The organism is Peribacillus sp. Hz7 (genome assembly GCF_042136355.1).
Taxonomy (GTDB): Bacteria; Bacillota; Bacilli; order Bacillales; family DSM-1321; genus Peribacillus; species Peribacillus asahii_A.
In genome coordinates this window covers 128,999-147,483 of sequence record NZ_JBHHJV010000004.1, presented here as the reverse complement: position 1 = coordinate 147,483, position 18,485 = coordinate 128,999, and the positions used below count along the sequence as shown (strand labels likewise).

The following is an 18,485-nucleotide window of genomic DNA, read 5'->3' as shown; positions in this document are numbered from 1 at the left end:
TTTTATTTTTGCATAGGCTATGTTATACACTTACGACCTTGCTCACAACTTCCTAATCTCCTAAAGAGTATTGTTCGAGTTAGAAAGGATGAAGAATTATGTGTGGGATAACTGGATGGGTACATTTTCAAAAAGATTTACGCGCGGAAACGGATACTGTAGCCAAAATGACAAGTACGTTAGCGAAACGCGGACCAGATGATGAAAATGTGTGGAACGATACCCATGTTGTATTTGGCCATCGTCGTTTAACAGTTGTAGACCCTGTCGGAGGAAAACAACCGATGACGAAGGCTCATGAAAGTGGAGTTTATACACTTTGTTATAACGGTGAGTTGTATAATACAGAAGATTTGCGTAAAGAGCTATTATTAAAAGGATATTCCTTTAAAGGTCATTCTGATACAGAAGTTTTGCTAACTTCTTATATAGAATGGAAAGAAAAATGTGTGGATTTGTTTAATGGGATTTTTGCGTTTGCGATTTGGGATAGTGCGGAGCAAAAACTATTTGTTGGACGTGATCGTTTAGGCGTAAAGCCGTTGTTTTATGCGGAAAGAAATGGCGGACTTTTATTCGGATCGGAATTAAAAGCGCTGCTTGCTCATCCAGATGTTAAAGCAGAAATCAGCTATGAGGGATTAGCAGAAGTATTCGGAGTAGGGCCTTCACGTAAGCCGGGTTCAGGAGTGTTTCATCATATTCAAGAGCTGCGTCCGGCTCATGCGATGACATTGACACGTAATGGACTAAAGATTTGGCGTTATTGGAATGTGAAAAGTGAAGAGCATACGGATAGCCTAGAAGAAACGGTAGATAAAGTTCGTTTCCTTGTTGAAGATGCCGTAACTCGTCAGTTGGTTTCGGATGTACCGCTTTGTACATTCTTATCAGGCGGTGTTGATTCAAGTGCGATTACAGCAATTGCAGCGAATGCCTATCGCCGTGAAGGGAAAGGACCGCTTCATACGTATTCCATCGATTATGAAGATAACGCGAAGTTTTTTAAAGCAAATGATTTTCAACCAAATGCGGACGGTCCATGGATTGAAAAAATGTCGAATGCATTCCAGACGAGGCATCATTCGTCCGTCATTACACAAGAGCTGTTGACAGACTACTTAACGGAAGCCGTTCATGTTCGCGATTTACCGGGAATGGCGGATGTAGATTCCTCTTTACTCTGGTTTTGTAAAGAGATTAAGCGAGACTTTGTGGTCGGCTTGTCTGGAGAATGTGCGGATGAAATTTTTGGCGGATATCCATGGTTCCATCGGGAAGATGACTTGAATCGTTCTGGTTTTCCATGGATGCGTTCAACGGAAGAGCGAGTGTCTTTATTGAAACAGGGATGGCGTGACAAGTTGAAATTAGAGGAATATGCGGAGGAAGCCTATTTAACGACGATTCGTGAAATGCCAAAGCTTCCTGGTGAAACAGGTATAGCAGCCAAGCGAAGAGAACTGTTTTATTTAAATATTCTTTGGTTTATGACGACGCTGTTAGATCGAAAGGACCGAATGAGTATGGGAGCGAGTCTTGAAGTGCGGGTTCCTTTTGCAGATCATCGTCTTGTCGAATATGTATGGAATATTCCTTGGGAAATGAAAATGACAGGCAATCGTGAAAAAGGGATTTTACGTAAAGCACTCGAAGGATTGCTGCCAACGGAAGTACTTTATCGCAAGAAAAGTCCTTATCCGAAAACGCACAATCCAGTTTACACAGAGCGTGTACAAAGCTGGTTAAAAGAGATTTTAGAGGATTCGAATTCGATGCTCTATGAATTTTTTGATAAACAGAGGTTGAATGAGCTTGTCGAATCAAAGGGAGAGGCATTTAGAGTGCCTTGGTTTGGGCAATTGATGTCCGGTCCGCAATTGCTGGCTCATTTAGCACAAATGCATGTATGGTTTAGCGATTATAAGATTGAGATTGTAGATTGAATAAGGGAATCGAGAGGATTCGGTATAAAATCATGCGCAATTCGGGAATAATCGGGCGAATTCAGTATAAAATCATGCCAAATTCGAAGATAATCGAGCGAAAAGGCTGCATAATCATGCCAAATGACTTGTTTACTAATTAATTAGAATATTTTGGTATTTAAGTTTGACCTTGGAAGAATAAGAAGCTAATCTTAAAGGCGTAAGGATGTTTAGGGAGGAGGAGCGGAATATGCGCAGAGTGTTATCACTCGTTTTACTTCCGTTTCTTCTTTTTTACGCCATTCCAGTAGGAGCAGCTGAAAAAGAAGAACGAACGTTGGAAGATGAAATCATTTATTCTATCATGATTGACAGGTTTTTGGATGGAAATCCAGAAAATAATGGAGATGCGGATGTTACAAATCCGAATACGTTTAATGGCGGCGATTTTGCCGGTGTGACAAAAAAACTAGATTATTTAAAAGAGATGGGGTTCACAACCATTTTACTTTCCCCTGTTTTTACGAATGATAAAGAGGGGTATCACGGATATTGGGTGGAGGACTTTTACAATACAGATTCGCATTTTGGCACACTAGATGAATTGAAAACATTAGTACAGGAGGCTCATAGTCGAGATATAAAAGTGATGGTAGAATTTGTAGCTAATTCTGTCGGTCCTAATCATCCATGGTTACAGGATCCAAAGAAAGAGGATTGGTTTCATGAAAAGGACAGCAATGATGAACAGCTGGAAAAAAGCTGGATTGATGGTCTGCCGGATTTAAATCAAGAAAATCCTGAGGTGAAAGATTATTTATTAGATGCAGCTAAATGGTGGATTGAGGAAACGAATATTGATGGCTATCGTCTTCATCAAGTTGAGTATGTAAACCGAGATTTTTGGAAGGATTTTGTGCGGGTTGTTAAATCAGAAAAATCTGATTTCTATCTGATTGGTGATGTTTTAGAGGGGACTCCGAAAACGATTTCCAGCTATGAAGAGACTGGGGTGAATGCTTTTATGGATTACACCGAAAATGAAGCATTACGTCAGGCCTTTGCTGCTCCAGATGAAAGCTTAACAAACCTTTTTTCCGTTAAGAGAAAAAACGAGAACTTACTTAAGGCTGACACACAGCTTGTGAACTTTATGGATACAAGTCAATCACCACGCTTTACCTTTGACGCGGCTAGTCATAACCAGCATCCAGGTACACGCTGGAAAATAGCTCTATCCTATTTGTATACGACACCCGGTGTGCCTGTTATTTTCTATGGCTCCGAAATTGCGTTAAACGGTAATGAAGCCCCTGAAAACCACCAGCTGATGAATTTTAAAACTGAACAAGATTTAGTGGACTATATAACGGATCTTGCGGAAATTCGTGCTGCACATCCTGCTTTATCGCGAGGAGAATTAGATGTTTTATATGAAAAAGACGGTGTCGTTGTGTACAAGCGGACGCTGGCTGAAGAAACGAATGTTGTGGTCATTAATAATACGTCGAAAACACAAAAGGTTGTATTGAATCAATCCCAGCTAGAGGAGAATAAGGAATTGAGAGGGTTATTGAACGGCGACCTCGTTCGCAGTCAAGATGGCACGTATTCTATCGTTATTGACCGAGAGCTGGCAGAAGTATACACGCTTGTTCATAAGTCGATTATTAACATTCCTTACTTTGCTGTGTTATTTGCGGTACTTGCTTTATTTGCTCTGTTTATTGCCTTAGTTATGAAACGCTCGAAAAGAAATTCAATAGATTAATGGCAGACCTCTCGATTATTCTGTGTACAAGTTACTGTCTAGATGTTGGTTCGTTGTCGGATATGGATGAATAGAGATAGATAATCGGGAGGGTATGAGATGAAAAAAAGATGGTGGAAAGAAGCGGTTTGTTATCAAATTTATCCTAGAAGCTTTCAAGACAGCAATGGGGATGGAATTGGTGATCTGCAAGGTGTCATTTCTCGTCTCGATTATCTTCATGAACTAGGCATCGATGTTCTTTGGATTTGTCCTTTTTTTCAATCGCCTAATGCTGATAATGGATATGATATTAGTGATTATCAAGCAGTTGCTCAAGAATTTGGGACGATGGACGATCTAGAAGTGTTAGTAGAAGAAGTGCATCGGCGCGGTATGAAAATTATCTTGGATCTTGTGCTGAATCACACAAGCGATGAACATCCATGGTTTATTGATTCTCGTTCTTCACAAGATCATCCAAAGCGAGATTGGTATATTTGGCGCGATGGTAAGAATGGAAAAGAGCCGAACAATTGGGAAAGCATTTTCTCAGGAAGTGCGTGGACATACGATGAACAGACGAAGCAATATTACTTGCATCTGTTTGCTGAAAAACAACCCGATTTAAACTGGAAAAATGCCAATATGCGTCGTGCATTATATGACATGGTTAATTGGTGGCTTGAAAAAGGAATCGATGGTTTCCGAGTGGATGCGATTACACATATTTATAAGCGAGACGGCTTGCCGAATATGCCGAATCCAGATGGAAAAGAGTACGTTCCAGCTTTTGATATGCATACAAATCAGGATGGAATCCTCGATTATTTGAAAGAATTAAAGACAGAAACGTTTGCTAACTATGATATTATGACCGTGGGTGAAGCAAATGGTGTTCGAATTGAACAAGCCGATGACTGGGTCGGGGAAGAGAATGGAAAGTTTAATATGATTTTTCAATTCGAACATTTAGGACTGTGGAATCGAGGTCATCACGAAACGGTGAATGTCCCGGCTTTAAAACAGGCGCTGTCAAAGTGGCAATATGGTTTGCATAATAAAGGCTGGAATGCCTTATTTTTTGAAAATCACGATCAGCCTAGAATTGTTTCTACATGGGGCGATGATACACAATACTGGCTGGAAAGTGCGAAAATGATTGGTGCTTTATACTTTCTAATGCAGGGGACACCGTTTATTTATCAAGGGCAGGAAATCGGGATGACCAATGTTCAGTTTGCTTCGATTGATGATTATGATGATGTTGGGATGAAAAATTATTATCGCATTGAGACAGCAAAAGGCCGGACTCATGAGGAAATGATGCAGATTATTTGGAAAAGCGGAAGAGATAACTCGCGAACGCCGATGCAATGGGATAGCAGCGCAAATGCAGGATTTACCAAGGGAACACCGTGGATGAAGATGAATAAAAACTATCCGTCTATTAATGTTGCCAATCAAATAACGGATAGTCATTCTATCTATACTTTTTATAAGAGGCTGATTCGGCTGCGCAAGCAATATGAAGTATTTATTTATGGTGCCTATGAATTAGTGTTAGAGGACGATCCACAGATTTATGCTTATATTCGAAGAAGTGAAGGTCAAGCGGCTCTAGTTGTTTGTAATTTTAGTAAACAGAAGCAGTCTATTGATTTATCTTCGTGGCGTACGGAACGAACGCAGCTTCTGTTAGCCAATTATAAGGATGGTTTTGTAAGTCTAGAGAAGAATACCACTCTAAGACCTTATGAAGTCCTTGTATATCTTCTATAAACTAAGTTAGTAAAGTAGGTCAATGAACGAAATTGCTTTTGTTTTTTTTGATTGATAGAATCATGTTAGATGATTAAACAATCCTAAGGAGATTTATGATGATTAATAAAATTGGCAAAATTACTGTGTATGTACAAGATCAAGAACAGGCAAAGGACTTTTGGTTAAATAAAGTGGGCTTTGTATTGAAATTTGAACAACCGATGGGACCAAACATGTCCTGGATAGAAGTTGGACCTAGTGAAGACGAATTTACTACGTTAGTTCTGTATTCTAAATCTGCAATGGAACAACATCAACCTGCTAAAGTTGCCCATCCATCGATTCTTTTTAGCACAACGGATATTGAATCAGCTTATGAGAAGATGAAACAAAATGGAGTAGAAGTAGGGGACATGTTAAGAATGCCGTTTGGAACAATGTTCTCATTTAAAGATCAAGATGGAAATGAGTATTTATTAAGGGAAGATAAATAAGTCGGAGGAAAAACTGTTTTCACTTGGATGTATTAAACAGTATGGCTGATTATACGATTTTTGGCTAAGGTGTGTGAAACTTCGGTTTCACACACCTTTTTAGCTATGTTGAAAGCTTCCTCAAGTATGTAATAAAGGTATGTTACTCCTTGCGTGTTCCACTAGTTTGAATGCATTGTTTATATAATATGTGAGGTGTTTTAGGGGTGAAATCACGAATAATTCCAAGGCTCATACTCTCTACCTATCATTTTATTTGATATATACGAGCAATCTGTTTCTAGCACGAAAAAGGGGTTACTTATTTTTAAACAACAGAGTTTATTTCATACATATTAAAATTTTTGTAAAAACTTGTCATATGAAAGTTGCGAATTTTCTATTATTTAACAGAATTTTAGGGAAAATTAACGTTTTAACGCGTTAATTGCTTAAAAATTTTGAATTTAGACACAAATAGAGAGAAAGGGATTGTATAATAAGTGTATGATAAAAGATATATCTAAAAAATGAAGAGGCTTTGGATTATCCTTTGCATCTTTTTAAAATATATAAAGGGCTTAATGTCTACAGAGGGGAGAGGGAAAAAGTAATGGCCGTTACGATAAAAGACGTGGCACAATTGGCAAACGTTGCTCCTTCGACGGTTTCACGAGTTATTGCAAATAATCCTAGAATTAGTGAAAAAACAAAGGTACGTGTTCGTGAGGCGATGGAAAAGTTAGGGTATCATCCAAACTTTATTGCACGTAGTTTAGCCAATCAATCAACACAGATTTTGGGCTTAGTACTGCCCAGTTCATCAGAAACGTTTTTTAATAGTCCGACATTCGCTACGATATTACGTGGTTTAAGTGAATGTGCTCGAGAAAGAAAATATTCATTGCTCATGAATACGGGGAATTCCGATGAGGAAATTTTTGAGGGAGTAGTTGAAATGGTGCAAGGAGGTATGGTAGACGGGATTGTTCTGATGTATTCGCGTATGAATGATCACACGATTACCTATTTGCAATCACGCAATTTTCCTTTTGTTTTGATTGGAAAACCGTATGAATTTGCTGAAGAAATTACATATGTCGATAACGATAATTATTTAGCAGCGAAGGAAGCAACGAATTATTTATTAGAGTTAGGACATAAGAAGGTTGGATTCATTGGGGGCCATTCGAAACTTGTTATGACGCATGAGCGTTTATTAGGGTACGAAGGTGCTTTGAAGGAACATGGAATCGTACCTAGAAACGACTATATTTTTTATGAAGAGGCATTAAGAGAAGAGATGCAAGAAGAGATGCAAAACCTTTTAGCTTTATCAGAAGTACCTACCGCTTTAATCGTCCACGATGATTTAATGGCGCTGAGTATTATGAATAGTTTAAGGTCTTTAGGATGCTTTACTCCAGAGCATATGTCTATTGTGAGCTTGAACAATACTTTATTTTCAGAAATTTCACTTTCTTCATTCACTTCCATTGATACAAATATGTATGATATCGGATATCAAGCAACAAGATGCTTAGTTCAAAAGCTAGCGTCTCCAGAAGAACGAATACAAGGTGCTATTATCCCGCATCATTTTGTCGAGCGCGACTCGTGTCAACGAGTGCAAACAGCCGTGTTAGTTTAGTACAAGACTAAAGGCTTCCTGCTATTATTGGAAAGGAAGCCTTTATCGTATTATCCATTTACAACCGTACCGCCATTGATATGGAGTACTTGTCCGCTCATATAGGAGGAATCTTCGCTTGCTAAATATACATAAGCAGGAGCGAGTTCCTCTGGCTGTCCAGCGCGCCCGATTGGCGTATCGCTGCCAAACTTGGAGACATCTTGTTCATTGAACGAAGCGGGAATGAGCGGTGTCCAAATAGGGCCAGGTGCTACAGCATTCACACGAATACCATCTGTAATAATCGAATTGGAGAGCGCTCTTGTAAAGGAAACGATGGCTCCCTTTGTAGCTGAATAATCGATTAATTTAGGATGGCCTTTATAGGCTGTAATAGAAGCGGTGTTGATAATGCTGCTTCCTTGTTTTAAGTGAGGAAGAGCAGCTTGTGTTAAATAGAACATCGAAAAAATATTGGTGCGGAACGTTTTTTCTAGCTGCGCGGCTGTAATATCTAGAAAGTTCGTTTGCACATGCTGTTCAGCCGCATTGTTGACTAAAATATCAAGTCCCCCAAATGCTTCCATTGTTTGTGCAACGATGCTTTGGCAAAAGGATTCATTGCCGATATCCCCCTGTAGGATCAGGCATTTTTGGCCTTCTTTCTCTACTAATTGCTTCGTTGTTTTTGCATCCTCAACTTCATCTAAATAGACAATCGCCACGTTCGCGCCTTCTTTAGCAAAATAAATGCTTACAGACTTACCAATTCCGCTATCGCCACCGGTAATAATCGCTGTTTTACCAGCTAATTTACCGCTTCCTTTATAGTTTTCATTTACGGATTTTGGGTTAGGTGTCATCTTTGTTTCTACACCCGGCTGGTGTGTTTGATGCTGCGGCGGAAAGGTTTGCTTCGTTTGATTATTATTTGATGAACTCATAAAATCCCTCCTGCTTTTCATATCTACTTCTTCTTATTTGCAAGTGAGGGAGTAATAAAACGTGGGAAATATTAGGAAGGTAGGTACAGTAAACGACGTATGAATGGCATACGTCGTTTTTTCTTTTTCATTATCTTTTGTAATTTCCCTAATTTAAAAAAATTAGTAAAATGTAGATTAGTGTTGTAACAACAATACTGTATGATGAATAGTATAAATCATATAGTGTATAACATATATTAATTAAAAATTGAGGTGGGTGAATGAGTACTTTACTGAATTCATTAACGACAGAGCTTAGAAGAGGAACGTTGACATTGGCGGTTTTAAGTCAATTGCGAACACCACAGTACGGATATTCACTTGTTCAGTTATTGGAGGAATCAGGTATTAATATTGATCAAAGTACCTTATATCCGTTGCTTCGCCGTTTAGAAAAACAGGAGTTAGTAACAAGCAGTTGGGACACATCTGAAAGTAGACCCCGTAAGTACTATGTGTTAAGTGAATATGGTGTAGAAATCTTTTTGCAGTTAAAAGGGGAATGGCTGAAGAATTCGAAAGAACTGTATGGGCTATTAACAAAGGGGGAAGACGATGAATCTAATTGATATTTATATACAAGAAGTCACGCGGAGACTGCCGGAAAAAAGCCGTGAGGATATTGCCCTCGAATTACGGTCGACGATTGAGGATATGCTGTCCGATGATTACAGCGAGGAAGAGGTGAAGGAAGTCCTTGAAAAACTGGGTAATCCAGCAACATTGGCTAGCGGTTATCGAGATCAGCCCATGCACTTAATTGGTCCGCGCTATTTTGATGTATATGTCACATTATTAAAGATGATTTTACCAATTGCAGCGGTCATTTCGTTAATCTCAATGATTGCCACATATTTTATGAATTACGGTGGAGAAGAAGCCGTTATTAATGTTGCACTCCATATTATGGGGGAAGGAATATGGAGAATCATCGAGGTAAGCATGCAAGTATTCTTTTGGGTAACGCTTGTTTTCGCCATTCTCGAACGAACGGATAAAGGAAAAGACCAGGATCCGCTAACAACAAGTTTGAGCAAATGGACACCGGATGATTTAAAAAACATTTCGTATATTCCTAAGAAAAAAGCGATTACGAAGTTTGAAGTATTTGGAGGATTAATGTGGACGGCAATTTGGGCAACCCTTTATTTTTATGCTGAGCATCTTGTAGGGGTATATAGAGGCGGCGAAACAGGTCTTGAATTCGTGGTTCCCGTTTTAAACCATGAAGTGTTACTTCACTATTGGCCCATTGTGGTTGTGATTATCGGGCTTGAGGTTGCATTCTCTCTTTACAAATTGATGAAGGGGCAATGGACGAAGAGCATAGCTATTTTTAATACGGTTGTTCAGGTTGTAGGCACAATTGTATTTATTGTCATATTCAGCAATCCCGACTTGCTTCATCCAAAATTCCTTGCCTATATCACAGACTTTAAACAATTAGAAACGTGGGCGGTTGGCGGAGTAATCAGTATATTTATTATATCTGCCGCAATTGCTGTATTTGACGGTTTTCGTAAGGCCAAAATTAGTTAAAGAATGTTAAAAAACTCGCCAAAATTGGCGAGTTTTTTGTGTTAGCGGTAATTTAAAAATTGTACATCGATTGATAAATCTGCATTACGAATAGCATTGATAATCGCTTGCAGGTCATCGCGGCTTTTTCCTGTTACGCGGATTTGATCATCTTGGATTTGGCTTTTTACCTTTAAGCCGCTATTTTTAATAATCGTATTAATTTTCTTTGCTTGCTCTTTGTCAATCCCTTGAATAAGCTTTGCACGTTGGCGTACCGTTCCGCCTGAAGCACCTTCAATTTTCCCATACTCCAAGTTTCTAATGGGCACGTTACGTTTTACAAGTTTACTAAGAAGTACATCCTTTAATTGGTCCAGCTTATATTCATCGTCGGAAACGAGTACAAGCTCTTCTTTTTCTAGCGTAATGTTACTTTTGCTTCCTTTGAAATCATAGCGGGTTGCAATTTCTTTCATCGCCATTGTGACCGCATTTGTTACTTCTGGAAACTCTACTTTTGATACAATATCAAATGAACTTTCTTTTGCCATGTCTTACCTCCAGCAAGATTTATTTCCTTTATTATATGGAATGATGGGAGGGAAGACAACTAATCGGATTCTATTTATGGTCAGTTTGTTTAGAATAGGAGTGTTTACCCGCTCTAAGGTTTTCTGTATATTGCACATTTTTTTCAGCATTGTAAGCTTGATTATCTTTTGCTTTTTTATTGTTATCTTTTGTTGTAGACATAATAAAACTCCCTTTCGTTTATGGTCAGTTCTTAGTGTTGACGCAAATGAAAGGGAGTATGTATTCGTTTTATTTCGTTTTATTTAAGAAGAAAATGGCGATTGTACCTGGACCAGCATGAGCACCGATTGTTGCTCCAACCGTATTAATGAAAACATCTTTTGTACCGAACTCTGCTTGAATGGCTGCTTTATATTCTAAAGCCGCTTCTTCATCGTCACCGTGACTGATTGCAATCGATTGCTCATGCAAATTTTGTCCACGTTCATGCATTAATTCCAGAATTCGTTTCATTAATTTCTTTTTGCCGCGTACTTTTTCAAGCGGAACTAGTTTCCCATCTTCAACATGCAGTAAGGGCTTAATGTTTAATAAACCGCCGACAAAGGCTGAAGCTTTAGAAATTCGTCCGCCGCGAGCTAAATATTCAAGATCGTCAACGGTGAAGAGGTGTTCCATATGATTAATATGAAACTGAATGTCTTCCAGAATCTCTTCCTTAGAAGCGCCGTTTGCTGCTAATTGGACGGCGCTTTTTACGACGAGTCCCGCACCAAGGGAGGCACATTTCGTATCGATAATTTCAAGATCTAATTCTGGATATTGATCTTTCACTTGATCGCGGCACATAACAGCTGTTTGATAAGTTCCAGACAACTGAGAAGAAAAAGCAATATAAATACCTTGTCGTTTTTCTTTCGCAAATTGTGTGAATAATTCTATTACATATTCCGGAGAAGGTTGGGATGTTTTAGGAGCTTTTCCTTCACGCATCGCATCATAAACTTCTTTTGGAGTAATCGTTTGTAGGTCTGCGTAATTTTTCCCTTCAAGATTTACTAGGAGAGGGATAAATGAGACATTGTTTTCTGTGTAGAAAGACAATGGCAAATCACATGCACTGTCTGCCAAAATTGTGATAGCCACGCTTACACCTGCTTTCTTCATTATTTAATTATGTATGTTTAGTGTAGCATGATAAGCGAAAAAAACCATCTATTCTGCTCGTTCTAACTTATCCGATATTGTAATTTTTTTGAGAAAGCAGTAGGGAATAGAGGAATTAATGAATTCTAGTGGGGGGAGTTCAACCGCTTATTCCCTGGTATAAAATGCTAATATTAATATGGAAGATTTAAATGTTAATCTATGAGAAAAATTTAGAAAACTATTGAATAAATTGAAAAAATTTGAAATAATAAACCTATATCTACCAAACAGTCTTGGATTCTGTCTGCATACTTAGGAAGACGCTTTGAACTTTCTTTTACTCGGGAAGAGAATGAAAGAATAGGTATAAAGTGATAGGAATAAGGGAGATTGTAAGAATGGTAGATATGTTTTTTTAAAGGGTATGAAAGCGGTTACAATAGTTGGGAGGGATAAGAGGAGCAAACGTGCTAAAGTGAAGGGAATCACGTGCGAATCAAAGACTGAAAACTCTGTATTTTGAAAAAAGAACAAAGGAGTTGAAATGATGGATAACAATGCACAAAATAGCCAAGAAGTTCAGGCTGTAGATTTTGAAAAAATTATTGAAACACCGGAATTTAAAGCTTTGACTAGCCGAAAAACTAAGTTTATGACGCCTTATATTATTGTGTTCTTAGTAGCCTTTTTTATGCTGCCTATTCTAACAGGATATACAAAGGTTCTTAATTCAAATGCGATTGGGTTGATTAATTGGACTTGGATATACGCTTTTAGCATGTTCGTATTGACATGGGTTTTTTCAACAATTTATACGAAAAAAGCTTCTAGCTTTGATAAAGAAGCAGAAGAGATTATTGAAAAACACATTTTGAAGTAGGGGAGGTCTTTGGTTTGAACGCTATCACATTAATCATCTTTTTTGGTGTAATAGGGATCACGCTTTATGTTACATATTTGGCAGCAAAGCGTACGTCTACAGCAAGTGAATTTTATACAGCTGGCGGCTCTTTGACCGGCTGGCAAAATGGACTGGCGATTGCGGGAGATTACTTATCTGCTGCTTCCTTCCTAGGAATTGCCGGAGCGATTTCATTAAATGGTTTTGATGGTTTTTATTATAGTGTTGGGTGGCTTGTGGCATACCTAGTCGTTTTATTCCTAATTGCAGAACCACTTCGTAATCTTGGGAAATATACGATGGCTGATATGATTGGTGCCCGCTTTTCGGCGACGAAAGTTCGCGGTGCAGCAGCTTTAAATACAATTACAATCGTTATTTTCTATATGATTGCTCAGCTTGTTGGGGCAGGAGCACTTATTAAATTACTTTTCGGACTTGAGTACTGGATGGCCGTAATTCTTGTTGGGATTATGATGTCGATTTATGTATTATTCGGAGGAATGGGAGCTACGAGTTGGGTACAAATCATCAAAGCCGGCCTTCTTATGGCAGGAACAGTCGTTATTTCTTTCCTTGTCCTTTTAAAATTTGATTTTAGCATGGTTGCCATGTTTGAGAAGGTATCGACAGCTACTGCTCACGGTGAAAGCTTCTTACTTTCAGGTACCGTTTATAAAAACCCATTAGAATTAATTTCCGTTCTTATTGCACTTTTATTAGGTACTGCTGGTCTTCCACATATCTTAATGCGTTTCTTTACGGTAAAAGATGCAAAAACAGCTCGTTCCTCTGTTATTTACGCCGTTTGGATTATTGGTATTTTTTATGTTTTAACAATCTTCCTAGGTTTCGGTGCGGCGGCCTTCGTTGGTACTGATGCGATTGTAGCTGAAAATGCGGCTGGTAATATGGCTGCTCCGATGCTTGCCGGTATACTAGGTGGAAATGCACTAGAATCATTCGTAGCAGCAGTTGCATTTGCGACAATTCTAGCGGTTGTTGCTGGTCTTGTACTATCTGGAGCTTCAGCTCTTGCACATGATCTTTACGGACAAATTATTAAAAAAGGTAAAGTAACAGAAAAGCAGCAAGTAGCTGCTGCACGTTGGGCCGCTCTTGGTGTTGCTGTATTCTCTATCCTTCTTGCACTTGGTTCAGAAAAGTTGAATGTTGCGTTCCTTGTTTCGATTGCCTTTTGTATTGCGGCATCTGCGAACGTACCGACGCTTCTTTTTACAATCTATTGGAAACGATTTAATACGACAGGTGCAGTTGCTTCGATGTTGACTGGATTAATTGTAGCGGTTGTCCTAGTAATTCTCGGTCCTAACGTTATTAATCCTGTTGAAGGAAAAGCATTTTTCGTTGGCGAGCCGCTGTTCCCATGGACAAATCCTGCAATTATCTCCGTTCCAGCTGGATTCCTTGCAGCTATTATCGGAAGCCTTCTATCATCTAAGAGCGAAGGTGAGAAGAGTTACGCTGAAGTTAAATTCCAAGCTGAAACAGGTTATAGAGGACTTGAAGATACTGGAACTGACGGTGGCTATAATCCACATGCGCATTAATCCTTAGTTTAGGGATACGTCAAGAAGCGGTAGAAAGCGCCGCTTGATTGAATAATCTTTTCAAACCGTCATCCCCCGTCCTTAAAAGACGGGGGATTTTTCTTATAAGCAAATAATAGGTATCGTGGGGTAGGAGAGATGAACGTTCATGAACAAAAAGAGCTGATGGAGAAAGTTCACAATCAGCCTTTATTTAAAGGTGTATCGAATGAAACGTTTTTACAGCTTATGGACGATTGTGAGCTGCAGTATTATCGGAAATCTGAAAAAATCCCTTACTCTAAACATCCGCATGAAGGTTTACTTCTCATATTGAAAGGGTCTGCTGAAGTATTGGTTGAAGCGGAAAATGGGAGATGGGAAGTTCTCGAAGTGCTTCAGGAAGGGGAACTCTTTGGCTTTTCCACCCTCGCTTATTTCTTAGGTGAGCCTGATGAGCCCGTTGGCCAACATGAAGTTGAAGTAGAAGCGGTAAACCATTCATACTGTTTACAAATTCCTTATTCGGTCATTAGGCGAAGATGGGAAGATGAGTTTGTACGTGATTATATGCTAAGACAAGTAGCTCTCCGACTGCGAGAAATTTATTCATCACTTGCGGAACAGGTAAAGTTGACAGGGGAATGGGGAGAAAGTGAGCCGTTTGTTCGCCGAGCACAAGACTTGATGCAAGCACCTGCTTTTACAGTAGATGAAGATGAAACAGTGCAAAATATCGCACGGAAAATGGTGGATCACTCCATTGGTACGATGCTTGTTGTGGATAAAAAGGAGCATTTACTTGGGATTGTTACGGAAAAAGACATTGTTGAGCGAGTTGTAGCGGGAACCTTTACGATCCCTCCAAAAGCAAAAGATATTATGACAAACAAGGTATATACGGTTTCCCGTCATGATTACTATTACGAAGTACTATCAATGTTTTATACAACTGGAGTGAAGAATTTACCCGTTGTTGAAGGGGAGAAAGTAGTAGGGATTGTGACGCTTTCTAATTTGATTGCGAAAAGAAATAGAGGTGCAATGGGAGTCATCAAGAAGATTGAAGACTCTTCATTTGAAAATTTACCACAGGTGAAACATGCAATCTATGATGTGTTATCCAGTTTAATTCATGATGAAATCTCAACGATTCAAACTTTGAAAATTATTACTAAATTATATGACCGACTTGCCTATCATTGTGTTAATCTAGCCGTTAAATCGTTGGAACAGAAAGGAAAAGGCACACCGCCTGTTCCGTTTTGTTTATATCAAATGGGCAGTGGTGCACGTGGAGAACAGTTTATGTTAACGGATCAAGATCATTTCCTCGTTTATGCTGATAGTGAGAAAGATAACAAAGGGAAGATAAAACAATATTTCTTATTGCTCGGTCAAGAGATTGTTCATCATCTTGAACAGGCAGGGTATGCATTATGTAAAGGAAAGATGATGTCAAGCGAGCAAGTTTGGCGCGGTTCGCTTTTGGAATGGAAGCGGCGTCTTCATCTTTGGGCACTAAAGTTAAAGGATGAGCATATTTTATTGGGCCATAATTTTTTGTCGTTTCGGTTTTTATACGGAAATCATTCATTGAATGGACAATTTGTGGATCTCGTTCAAGGTCAATTGGAAAAGTCGCGCACGTTCATCTATTACATGGCACAGCAGGAGCGGGAAAAGCTAGTACCACAGTTTGACCAGCCTTTTGGCATTCTCTTCAAAGGGAAAAGGCAAATTATTGATATAAAAAAGCATGCATTATTTCCCCTTCATCACTGTCTGCAAATTTTAGGGGTACATAATGGCTTGATTGAAGGGACTACAATCGAACTGTTGAATGAATTAGTGAAAAAAGGAGAACTATCGGAAGGGTTTGCAGATGATTTACACCATGCATATGAAGTAGCGCTCCGAACACGCATTCAAATGTCGTGGAGAAAACATCTTCGTAACGAAGAAATTACAACGGAAATTAAACTGTCTTCCATTCGTACTTGGGAAAAAGATGAATTAATTACGATGTTAAAAACAGTCAGGTCACTGCAGTTTTATCTCCTCTCGAAATTGTGAATTTAAAATAAGGGGTGAAGGAGAATGTTCTGGGGGAAAAAGCGATTCAACCACTGTTTGGATCAATCACTATATTTGGACACATCATTTCGCGATTTATCATTTACTGTTTTTGATACAGAAACGACGGGTTTTTCGATTGGTGCCAAAGATCGAGTCATTGAAATAGGAGCTGTCCAAGTAGCTAATATGGAAGTAACAGACAAGACGTTTCAATCTTTTGTTAATCCGATGCGGAAAATTCCAGTTCATATTATAGAATTAACATCCATTGAACAACAACAAGTGAATGAAGCACCTTTAGCTCTTGAAGTGATTGAACAATACTTCCGTTTTATGGAGAATCATGATAGTAAGGGATGGGTGGGGCACTGTATTAGCTTCGATGTAATGGTTATAAAAAAAGAATTGAATCGTATGAAATATACGTTTCAACAACCACTAGCGCTTGATACGATTGACTTAATTCATCGTTTATTTCCTTCCTGGGATATGCGCGATCTTGAGGAGTATGCTGCTTCGTTTGGTACAAAGGTATTTACACGTCACAGAGCTCTCGGGGATGCATTAACAACCGCATATTTATTTGTGGAACTATTAAAGCGTTTCGAGGAAAAAGGAATGACGACATTAGGTGATTTAGTGAAGCTATCCAGTAGAAAAAAACGTCAAAACGCATTGCTATTTTGAGTAGAAAGACGGCTTGCTTTGTCGAAAGACAAGCATAATGTATACTTGCTTTTTCTTTAGAGAGGGCTTACTTACCCATTACATCATAAAAGAAAATTCAAAGGCCAGACTTTTATGAGTCTGGCCTTTGCTTAGGGTAGAGGCTTATTTCAGGTGATTTTCTAATCTCTGTTGCAGCTCCCGAAGCTGTTCTTTTTCCGCTTCTGTTGAATTAGCAAAGGCTGAAGAAAGTGCATTCTTGGCTACGTCCACCGCATTTGCATCGCTTGCATGATTTTGAGGATTCTCATGACTTTGAAGATTTTCATGATTCTCATTACTTTCATGACGCTCAGACTGCAGAACATTCTCAACAAACTCACGCGCTTCTTGAAATAGTCTATTTGCCATTACAAGCCTCCATAAAATTGGTTTGACTTTTGACGTTGTTCGGCTTCTTCAAACGTAGAATGATAAGGAATCTTTTGAGCATGCAAGGCAACCGAGTCTTTACCTTGCTGAACAAATCGTTTCGATTTACTGCGTTTACCCATACTTATCTCCTCCGATTGTGAGCGTTTGACACAAAAGTTACGGTGTCAAATATAGTTTGACCGTTTCGGTGGATTTTATAGAGGAAATAAAGGGCATTTAGGCAAGTTTAATATTGAATTTATCTTCCAGGAATACAGCAATACCGTCTTCTTCATTTGTTAAGGTAGTTGTGTTTGCTAATGACTTAAGCTCGGAGATGGCATTGCCCATTGCAACGCCAGTGCCTGCATAATCGATCATTTCTAAGTCATTATCTTCATCGCCAAAAGCGATAATTCGTTCTTTCGGTATATCTAAATAATTTGAAACTTTTTGAATACCGACTGCCTTATTTAACCCGGTCTTCACAATTTCAATAACATGAAAAGGAGCAGCCCAACTGCGATGATCAATCACTTCAGCATGAACAGATGTTAAATGTTCGCGAATTTCTGTAACTTGGTGTTCTTCAGCATGAATGAGCATACTTGTAGGAGACTGTTCTAAAAAGTTACGTAAATCGCCTGTTGTTACTTTTGGATTACCCATTTTTAAAAGGTCAATGAGCTTTTCATCATGATAATGAAAATATACGTCATCGCGAACTTCAGCGATAATATTATGATAGTCGAATTCGTCACATGCTTCGACGATATCCTTCGCCACGTTGATATCTAATGGTGAATGGTACATTCCCCAGCTTGTTTGTAATGGATGATGCACAAAAGCACCATTAAAATTGACGATTGGTGTTGTTAATCCGAGTTGACGATAATACAATTCGCTGGCACGATATGGTCTTCCAGTAGCAATCATGATTTGATGACCATCTTCTTTAAGCTTTGTTAAAACTTGCTTTGTACGAGATGAAATTTGTTTTTCATTATTCAGTAATGTTCCGTCAAGATCTAACACGATTAAATGTTTATCAGCCATCAATGAGCACCTTCGTTTCTGTTTTGTATTTTTAGTATACTGTACGACAACCGAATTACTATGAAGTTTATGCAAATATTT

At 38.8% G+C, this 18,485-nt stretch carries 18 protein-coding genes; 11 read left to right on the top strand and 7 right to left on the bottom strand.

Annotated features, from left to right (window positions below):
* Window positions 1-98: 98 nt before the first annotated feature.
* From asnB to ACE199_RS08215, 5 genes are all read left to right on the top strand, one after another.
* A complete protein-coding gene (asnB, locus tag ACE199_RS08235) occupies window positions 99-1,946 on the top strand; it encodes an asparagine synthase (glutamine-hydrolyzing) (RefSeq protein WP_375349324.1) in 1,848 nt (615 codons plus the stop codon).
* Between the two features lie 232 nt (window positions 1,947-2,178).
* Complete coding sequence (locus ACE199_RS08230; protein WP_375349323.1) at window positions 2,179-3,699, top strand: alpha-amylase family glycosyl hydrolase; 1,521 nt, start codon at window positions 2,179-2,181, stop codon at window positions 3,697-3,699.
* A 99-nt stretch (window positions 3,700-3,798) separates the two neighbouring features.
* Entirely contained in the window at window positions 3,799-5,460 is a 1,662-nt protein-coding gene (locus tag ACE199_RS08225) for a glycoside hydrolase family 13 protein (protein ID WP_375349321.1), read from the top strand.
* Between the two features lie 98 nt (window positions 5,461-5,558).
* Window positions 5,559-5,936 carry a VOC family protein gene (locus tag ACE199_RS08220; RefSeq protein ID WP_127762450.1) on the top strand — a complete coding sequence of 126 codons (378 nt, stop codon included), beginning with the start codon at window positions 5,559-5,561 and terminating at the stop codon, window positions 5,934-5,936.
* A 592-nt stretch (window positions 5,937-6,528) separates the two neighbouring features.
* Complete coding sequence (locus tag ACE199_RS08215) at window positions 6,529-7,566, top strand: LacI family DNA-binding transcriptional regulator (protein ID WP_375349320.1); 1,038 nt, start codon at window positions 6,529-6,531, stop codon at window positions 7,564-7,566.
* Window positions 7,567-7,616: 50 nt separating this feature from the next.
* Here the strand turns inward: ACE199_RS08215 and ACE199_RS08210 are convergent, their stop codons facing one another.
* Window positions 7,617-8,492 carry an SDR family oxidoreductase gene (locus ACE199_RS08210; protein WP_375349319.1) on the bottom strand — a complete coding sequence of 292 codons (876 nt, stop codon included), beginning with the start codon at window positions 8,490-8,492 and terminating at the stop codon, window positions 7,617-7,619.
* A 263-nt stretch (window positions 8,493-8,755) separates the two neighbouring features.
* On the opposite strand from ACE199_RS08210, the gene ACE199_RS08205 reads away from it, so the two are divergent.
* Both ACE199_RS08205 and ACE199_RS08200 read left to right on the top strand, forming a co-directional pair.
* Window positions 8,756-9,103, top strand: a complete 348-nt coding sequence (locus tag ACE199_RS08205; protein ID WP_252293332.1) for a PadR family transcriptional regulator — start codon at window positions 8,756-8,758, stop codon at window positions 9,101-9,103.
* On the top strand, window positions 9,090-10,073 hold the full coding sequence (locus tag ACE199_RS08200) for an HAAS signaling domain-containing protein (RefSeq protein ID WP_375349318.1): 984 nt from the start codon (window positions 9,090-9,092) through the stop codon (window positions 10,071-10,073). The genes ACE199_RS08205 and ACE199_RS08200 overlap by 14 nt, the downstream gene beginning before the upstream one ends.
* A gap of 41 nt (window positions 10,074-10,114) precedes the next feature.
* On the opposite strand, the gene ACE199_RS08195 is transcribed toward ACE199_RS08200, so the two are convergent.
* The 3 genes from ACE199_RS08195 to ACE199_RS08185 all read right to left on the bottom strand — a co-directional run bounded on the left by ACE199_RS08195 (window position 10,115) and on the right by ACE199_RS08185 (window position 11,735).
* Window positions 10,115-10,606, bottom strand: coding sequence for a YajQ family cyclic di-GMP-binding protein (locus tag ACE199_RS08195; protein WP_375349317.1), 492 nt, complete (start codon window positions 10,604-10,606; stop codon window positions 10,115-10,117).
* Between the two features lie 70 nt (window positions 10,607-10,676).
* Window positions 10,677-10,808, bottom strand: a complete 132-nt coding sequence (locus tag ACE199_RS08190) for a DUF3941 domain-containing protein (RefSeq protein ID WP_375349316.1) — start codon at window positions 10,806-10,808, stop codon at window positions 10,677-10,679.
* A 69-nt stretch (window positions 10,809-10,877) separates the two neighbouring features.
* A complete protein-coding gene (locus ACE199_RS08185; protein WP_375349315.1) occupies window positions 10,878-11,735 on the bottom strand; it encodes a DegV family protein in 858 nt (285 codons plus the stop codon).
* 550 nt (window positions 11,736-12,285) lie between these two features.
* Between ACE199_RS08185 and ACE199_RS08180 the strand changes: the two genes are divergently transcribed.
* The 4 genes from ACE199_RS08180 (at window position 12,286) to ACE199_RS08165 (ending at window position 16,955) form a co-directional block, all read left to right on the top strand.
* Window positions 12,286-12,618 (top strand): DUF485 domain-containing protein, encoded by a 333-nt coding sequence (locus ACE199_RS08180; RefSeq protein ID WP_127762451.1) that lies wholly within the window; start codon window positions 12,286-12,288, stop codon window positions 12,616-12,618.
* A gap of 14 nt (window positions 12,619-12,632) precedes the next feature.
* Window positions 12,633-14,210, top strand: a complete 1,578-nt coding sequence (locus ACE199_RS08175) for a solute symporter family protein (protein WP_127759310.1) — start codon at window positions 12,633-12,635, stop codon at window positions 14,208-14,210.
* Window positions 14,211-14,348: 138 nt separating this feature from the next.
* Window positions 14,349-16,265 (top strand): DUF294 nucleotidyltransferase-like domain-containing protein, encoded by a 1,917-nt coding sequence (locus tag ACE199_RS08170; RefSeq protein WP_375349314.1) that lies wholly within the window; start codon window positions 14,349-14,351, stop codon window positions 16,263-16,265.
* A 24-nt stretch (window positions 16,266-16,289) separates the two neighbouring features.
* Entirely contained in the window at window positions 16,290-16,955 is a 666-nt protein-coding gene (locus ACE199_RS08165) for a 3'-5' exonuclease (RefSeq protein ID WP_375349313.1), read from the top strand.
* A gap of 144 nt (window positions 16,956-17,099) precedes the next feature.
* On the opposite strand, the gene ACE199_RS08160 is transcribed toward ACE199_RS08165, so the two are convergent.
* From ACE199_RS08160 to ACE199_RS08150, 3 genes are all read right to left on the bottom strand, one after another.
* Window positions 17,100-17,345 carry a DUF3813 domain-containing protein gene (locus ACE199_RS08160; RefSeq protein WP_252283099.1) on the bottom strand — a complete coding sequence of 82 codons (246 nt, stop codon included), beginning with the start codon at window positions 17,343-17,345 and terminating at the stop codon, window positions 17,100-17,102.
* The gene (locus ACE199_RS08155; RefSeq protein WP_164853128.1) at window positions 17,345-17,488 is read right to left on the bottom strand and encodes a hypothetical protein; all 144 of its coding nucleotides are present in this window, start codon (window positions 17,486-17,488) and stop codon (window positions 17,345-17,347) included. Before ACE199_RS08155 ends, ACE199_RS08160 begins: the two co-directional genes overlap by 1 nt.
* Window positions 17,489-17,585: 97 nt before the next feature.
* Window positions 17,586-18,404, bottom strand: a complete 819-nt coding sequence (locus ACE199_RS08150; RefSeq protein WP_375349312.1) for a Cof-type HAD-IIB family hydrolase — start codon at window positions 18,402-18,404, stop codon at window positions 17,586-17,588.
* Window positions 18,405-18,485: the final 81 nt, after the last annotated feature.

What these genes read in the sequence shown, in the direction of transcription:
- ACE199_RS08225 (WP_375349321.1), top strand. Translation starts at nt 3,799, where the DNA reads ATGAAAAAAAGATGGTGGAAAGAAGCGGTTTGTTATCAAATTTATCCT.
- ACE199_RS08200 (WP_375349318.1), top strand. Translation starts at nt 9,090, where the DNA reads ATGAATCTAATTGATATTTATATACAAGAAGTCACGCGGAGACTGCCG.
- ACE199_RS08220 (WP_127762450.1), top strand. Translation starts at nt 5,559, where the DNA reads ATGATTAATAAAATTGGCAAAATTACTGTGTATGTACAAGATCAAGAA.
- ACE199_RS08180 (WP_127762451.1), top strand. Translation starts at nt 12,286, where the DNA reads ATGGATAACAATGCACAAAATAGCCAAGAAGTTCAGGCTGTAGATTTT.
- ACE199_RS08210 (WP_375349319.1), bottom strand. Translation starts at nt 8,492, where the DNA reads ATGAGTTCATCAAATAATAATCAAACGAAGCAAACCTTTCCGCCGCAG.
- ACE199_RS08170 (WP_375349314.1), top strand. Translation starts at nt 14,349, where the DNA reads ATGAACGTTCATGAACAAAAAGAGCTGATGGAGAAAGTTCACAATCAG.
- ACE199_RS08215 (WP_375349320.1), top strand. Translation starts at nt 6,529, where the DNA reads ATGGCCGTTACGATAAAAGACGTGGCACAATTGGCAAACGTTGCTCCT.
- ACE199_RS08205 (WP_252293332.1), top strand. Translation starts at nt 8,756, where the DNA reads ATGAGTACTTTACTGAATTCATTAACGACAGAGCTTAGAAGAGGAACG.
- ACE199_RS08190 (WP_375349316.1), bottom strand. Translation starts at nt 10,808, where the DNA reads ATGTCTACAACAAAAGATAACAATAAAAAAGCAAAAGATAATCAAGCT.
- ACE199_RS08160 (WP_252283099.1), bottom strand. Translation starts at nt 17,345, where the DNA reads ATGGCAAATAGACTATTTCAAGAAGCGCGTGAGTTTGTTGAGAATGTT.
- ACE199_RS08155 (WP_164853128.1), bottom strand. Translation starts at nt 17,488, where the DNA reads ATGGGTAAACGCAGTAAATCGAAACGATTTGTTCAGCAAGGTAAAGAC.
- ACE199_RS08165 (WP_375349313.1), top strand. Translation starts at nt 16,290, where the DNA reads ATGTTCTGGGGGAAAAAGCGATTCAACCACTGTTTGGATCAATCACTA.
- ACE199_RS08150 (WP_375349312.1), bottom strand. Translation starts at nt 18,404, where the DNA reads ATGGCTGATAAACATTTAATCGTGTTAGATCTTGACGGAACATTACTG.
- ACE199_RS08230 (WP_375349323.1), top strand. Translation starts at nt 2,179, where the DNA reads ATGCGCAGAGTGTTATCACTCGTTTTACTTCCGTTTCTTCTTTTTTAC.
- asnB (WP_375349324.1), top strand. Translation starts at nt 99, where the DNA reads ATGTGTGGGATAACTGGATGGGTACATTTTCAAAAAGATTTACGCGCG.
- ACE199_RS08195 (WP_375349317.1), bottom strand. Translation starts at nt 10,606, where the DNA reads ATGGCAAAAGAAAGTTCATTTGATATTGTATCAAAAGTAGAGTTTCCA.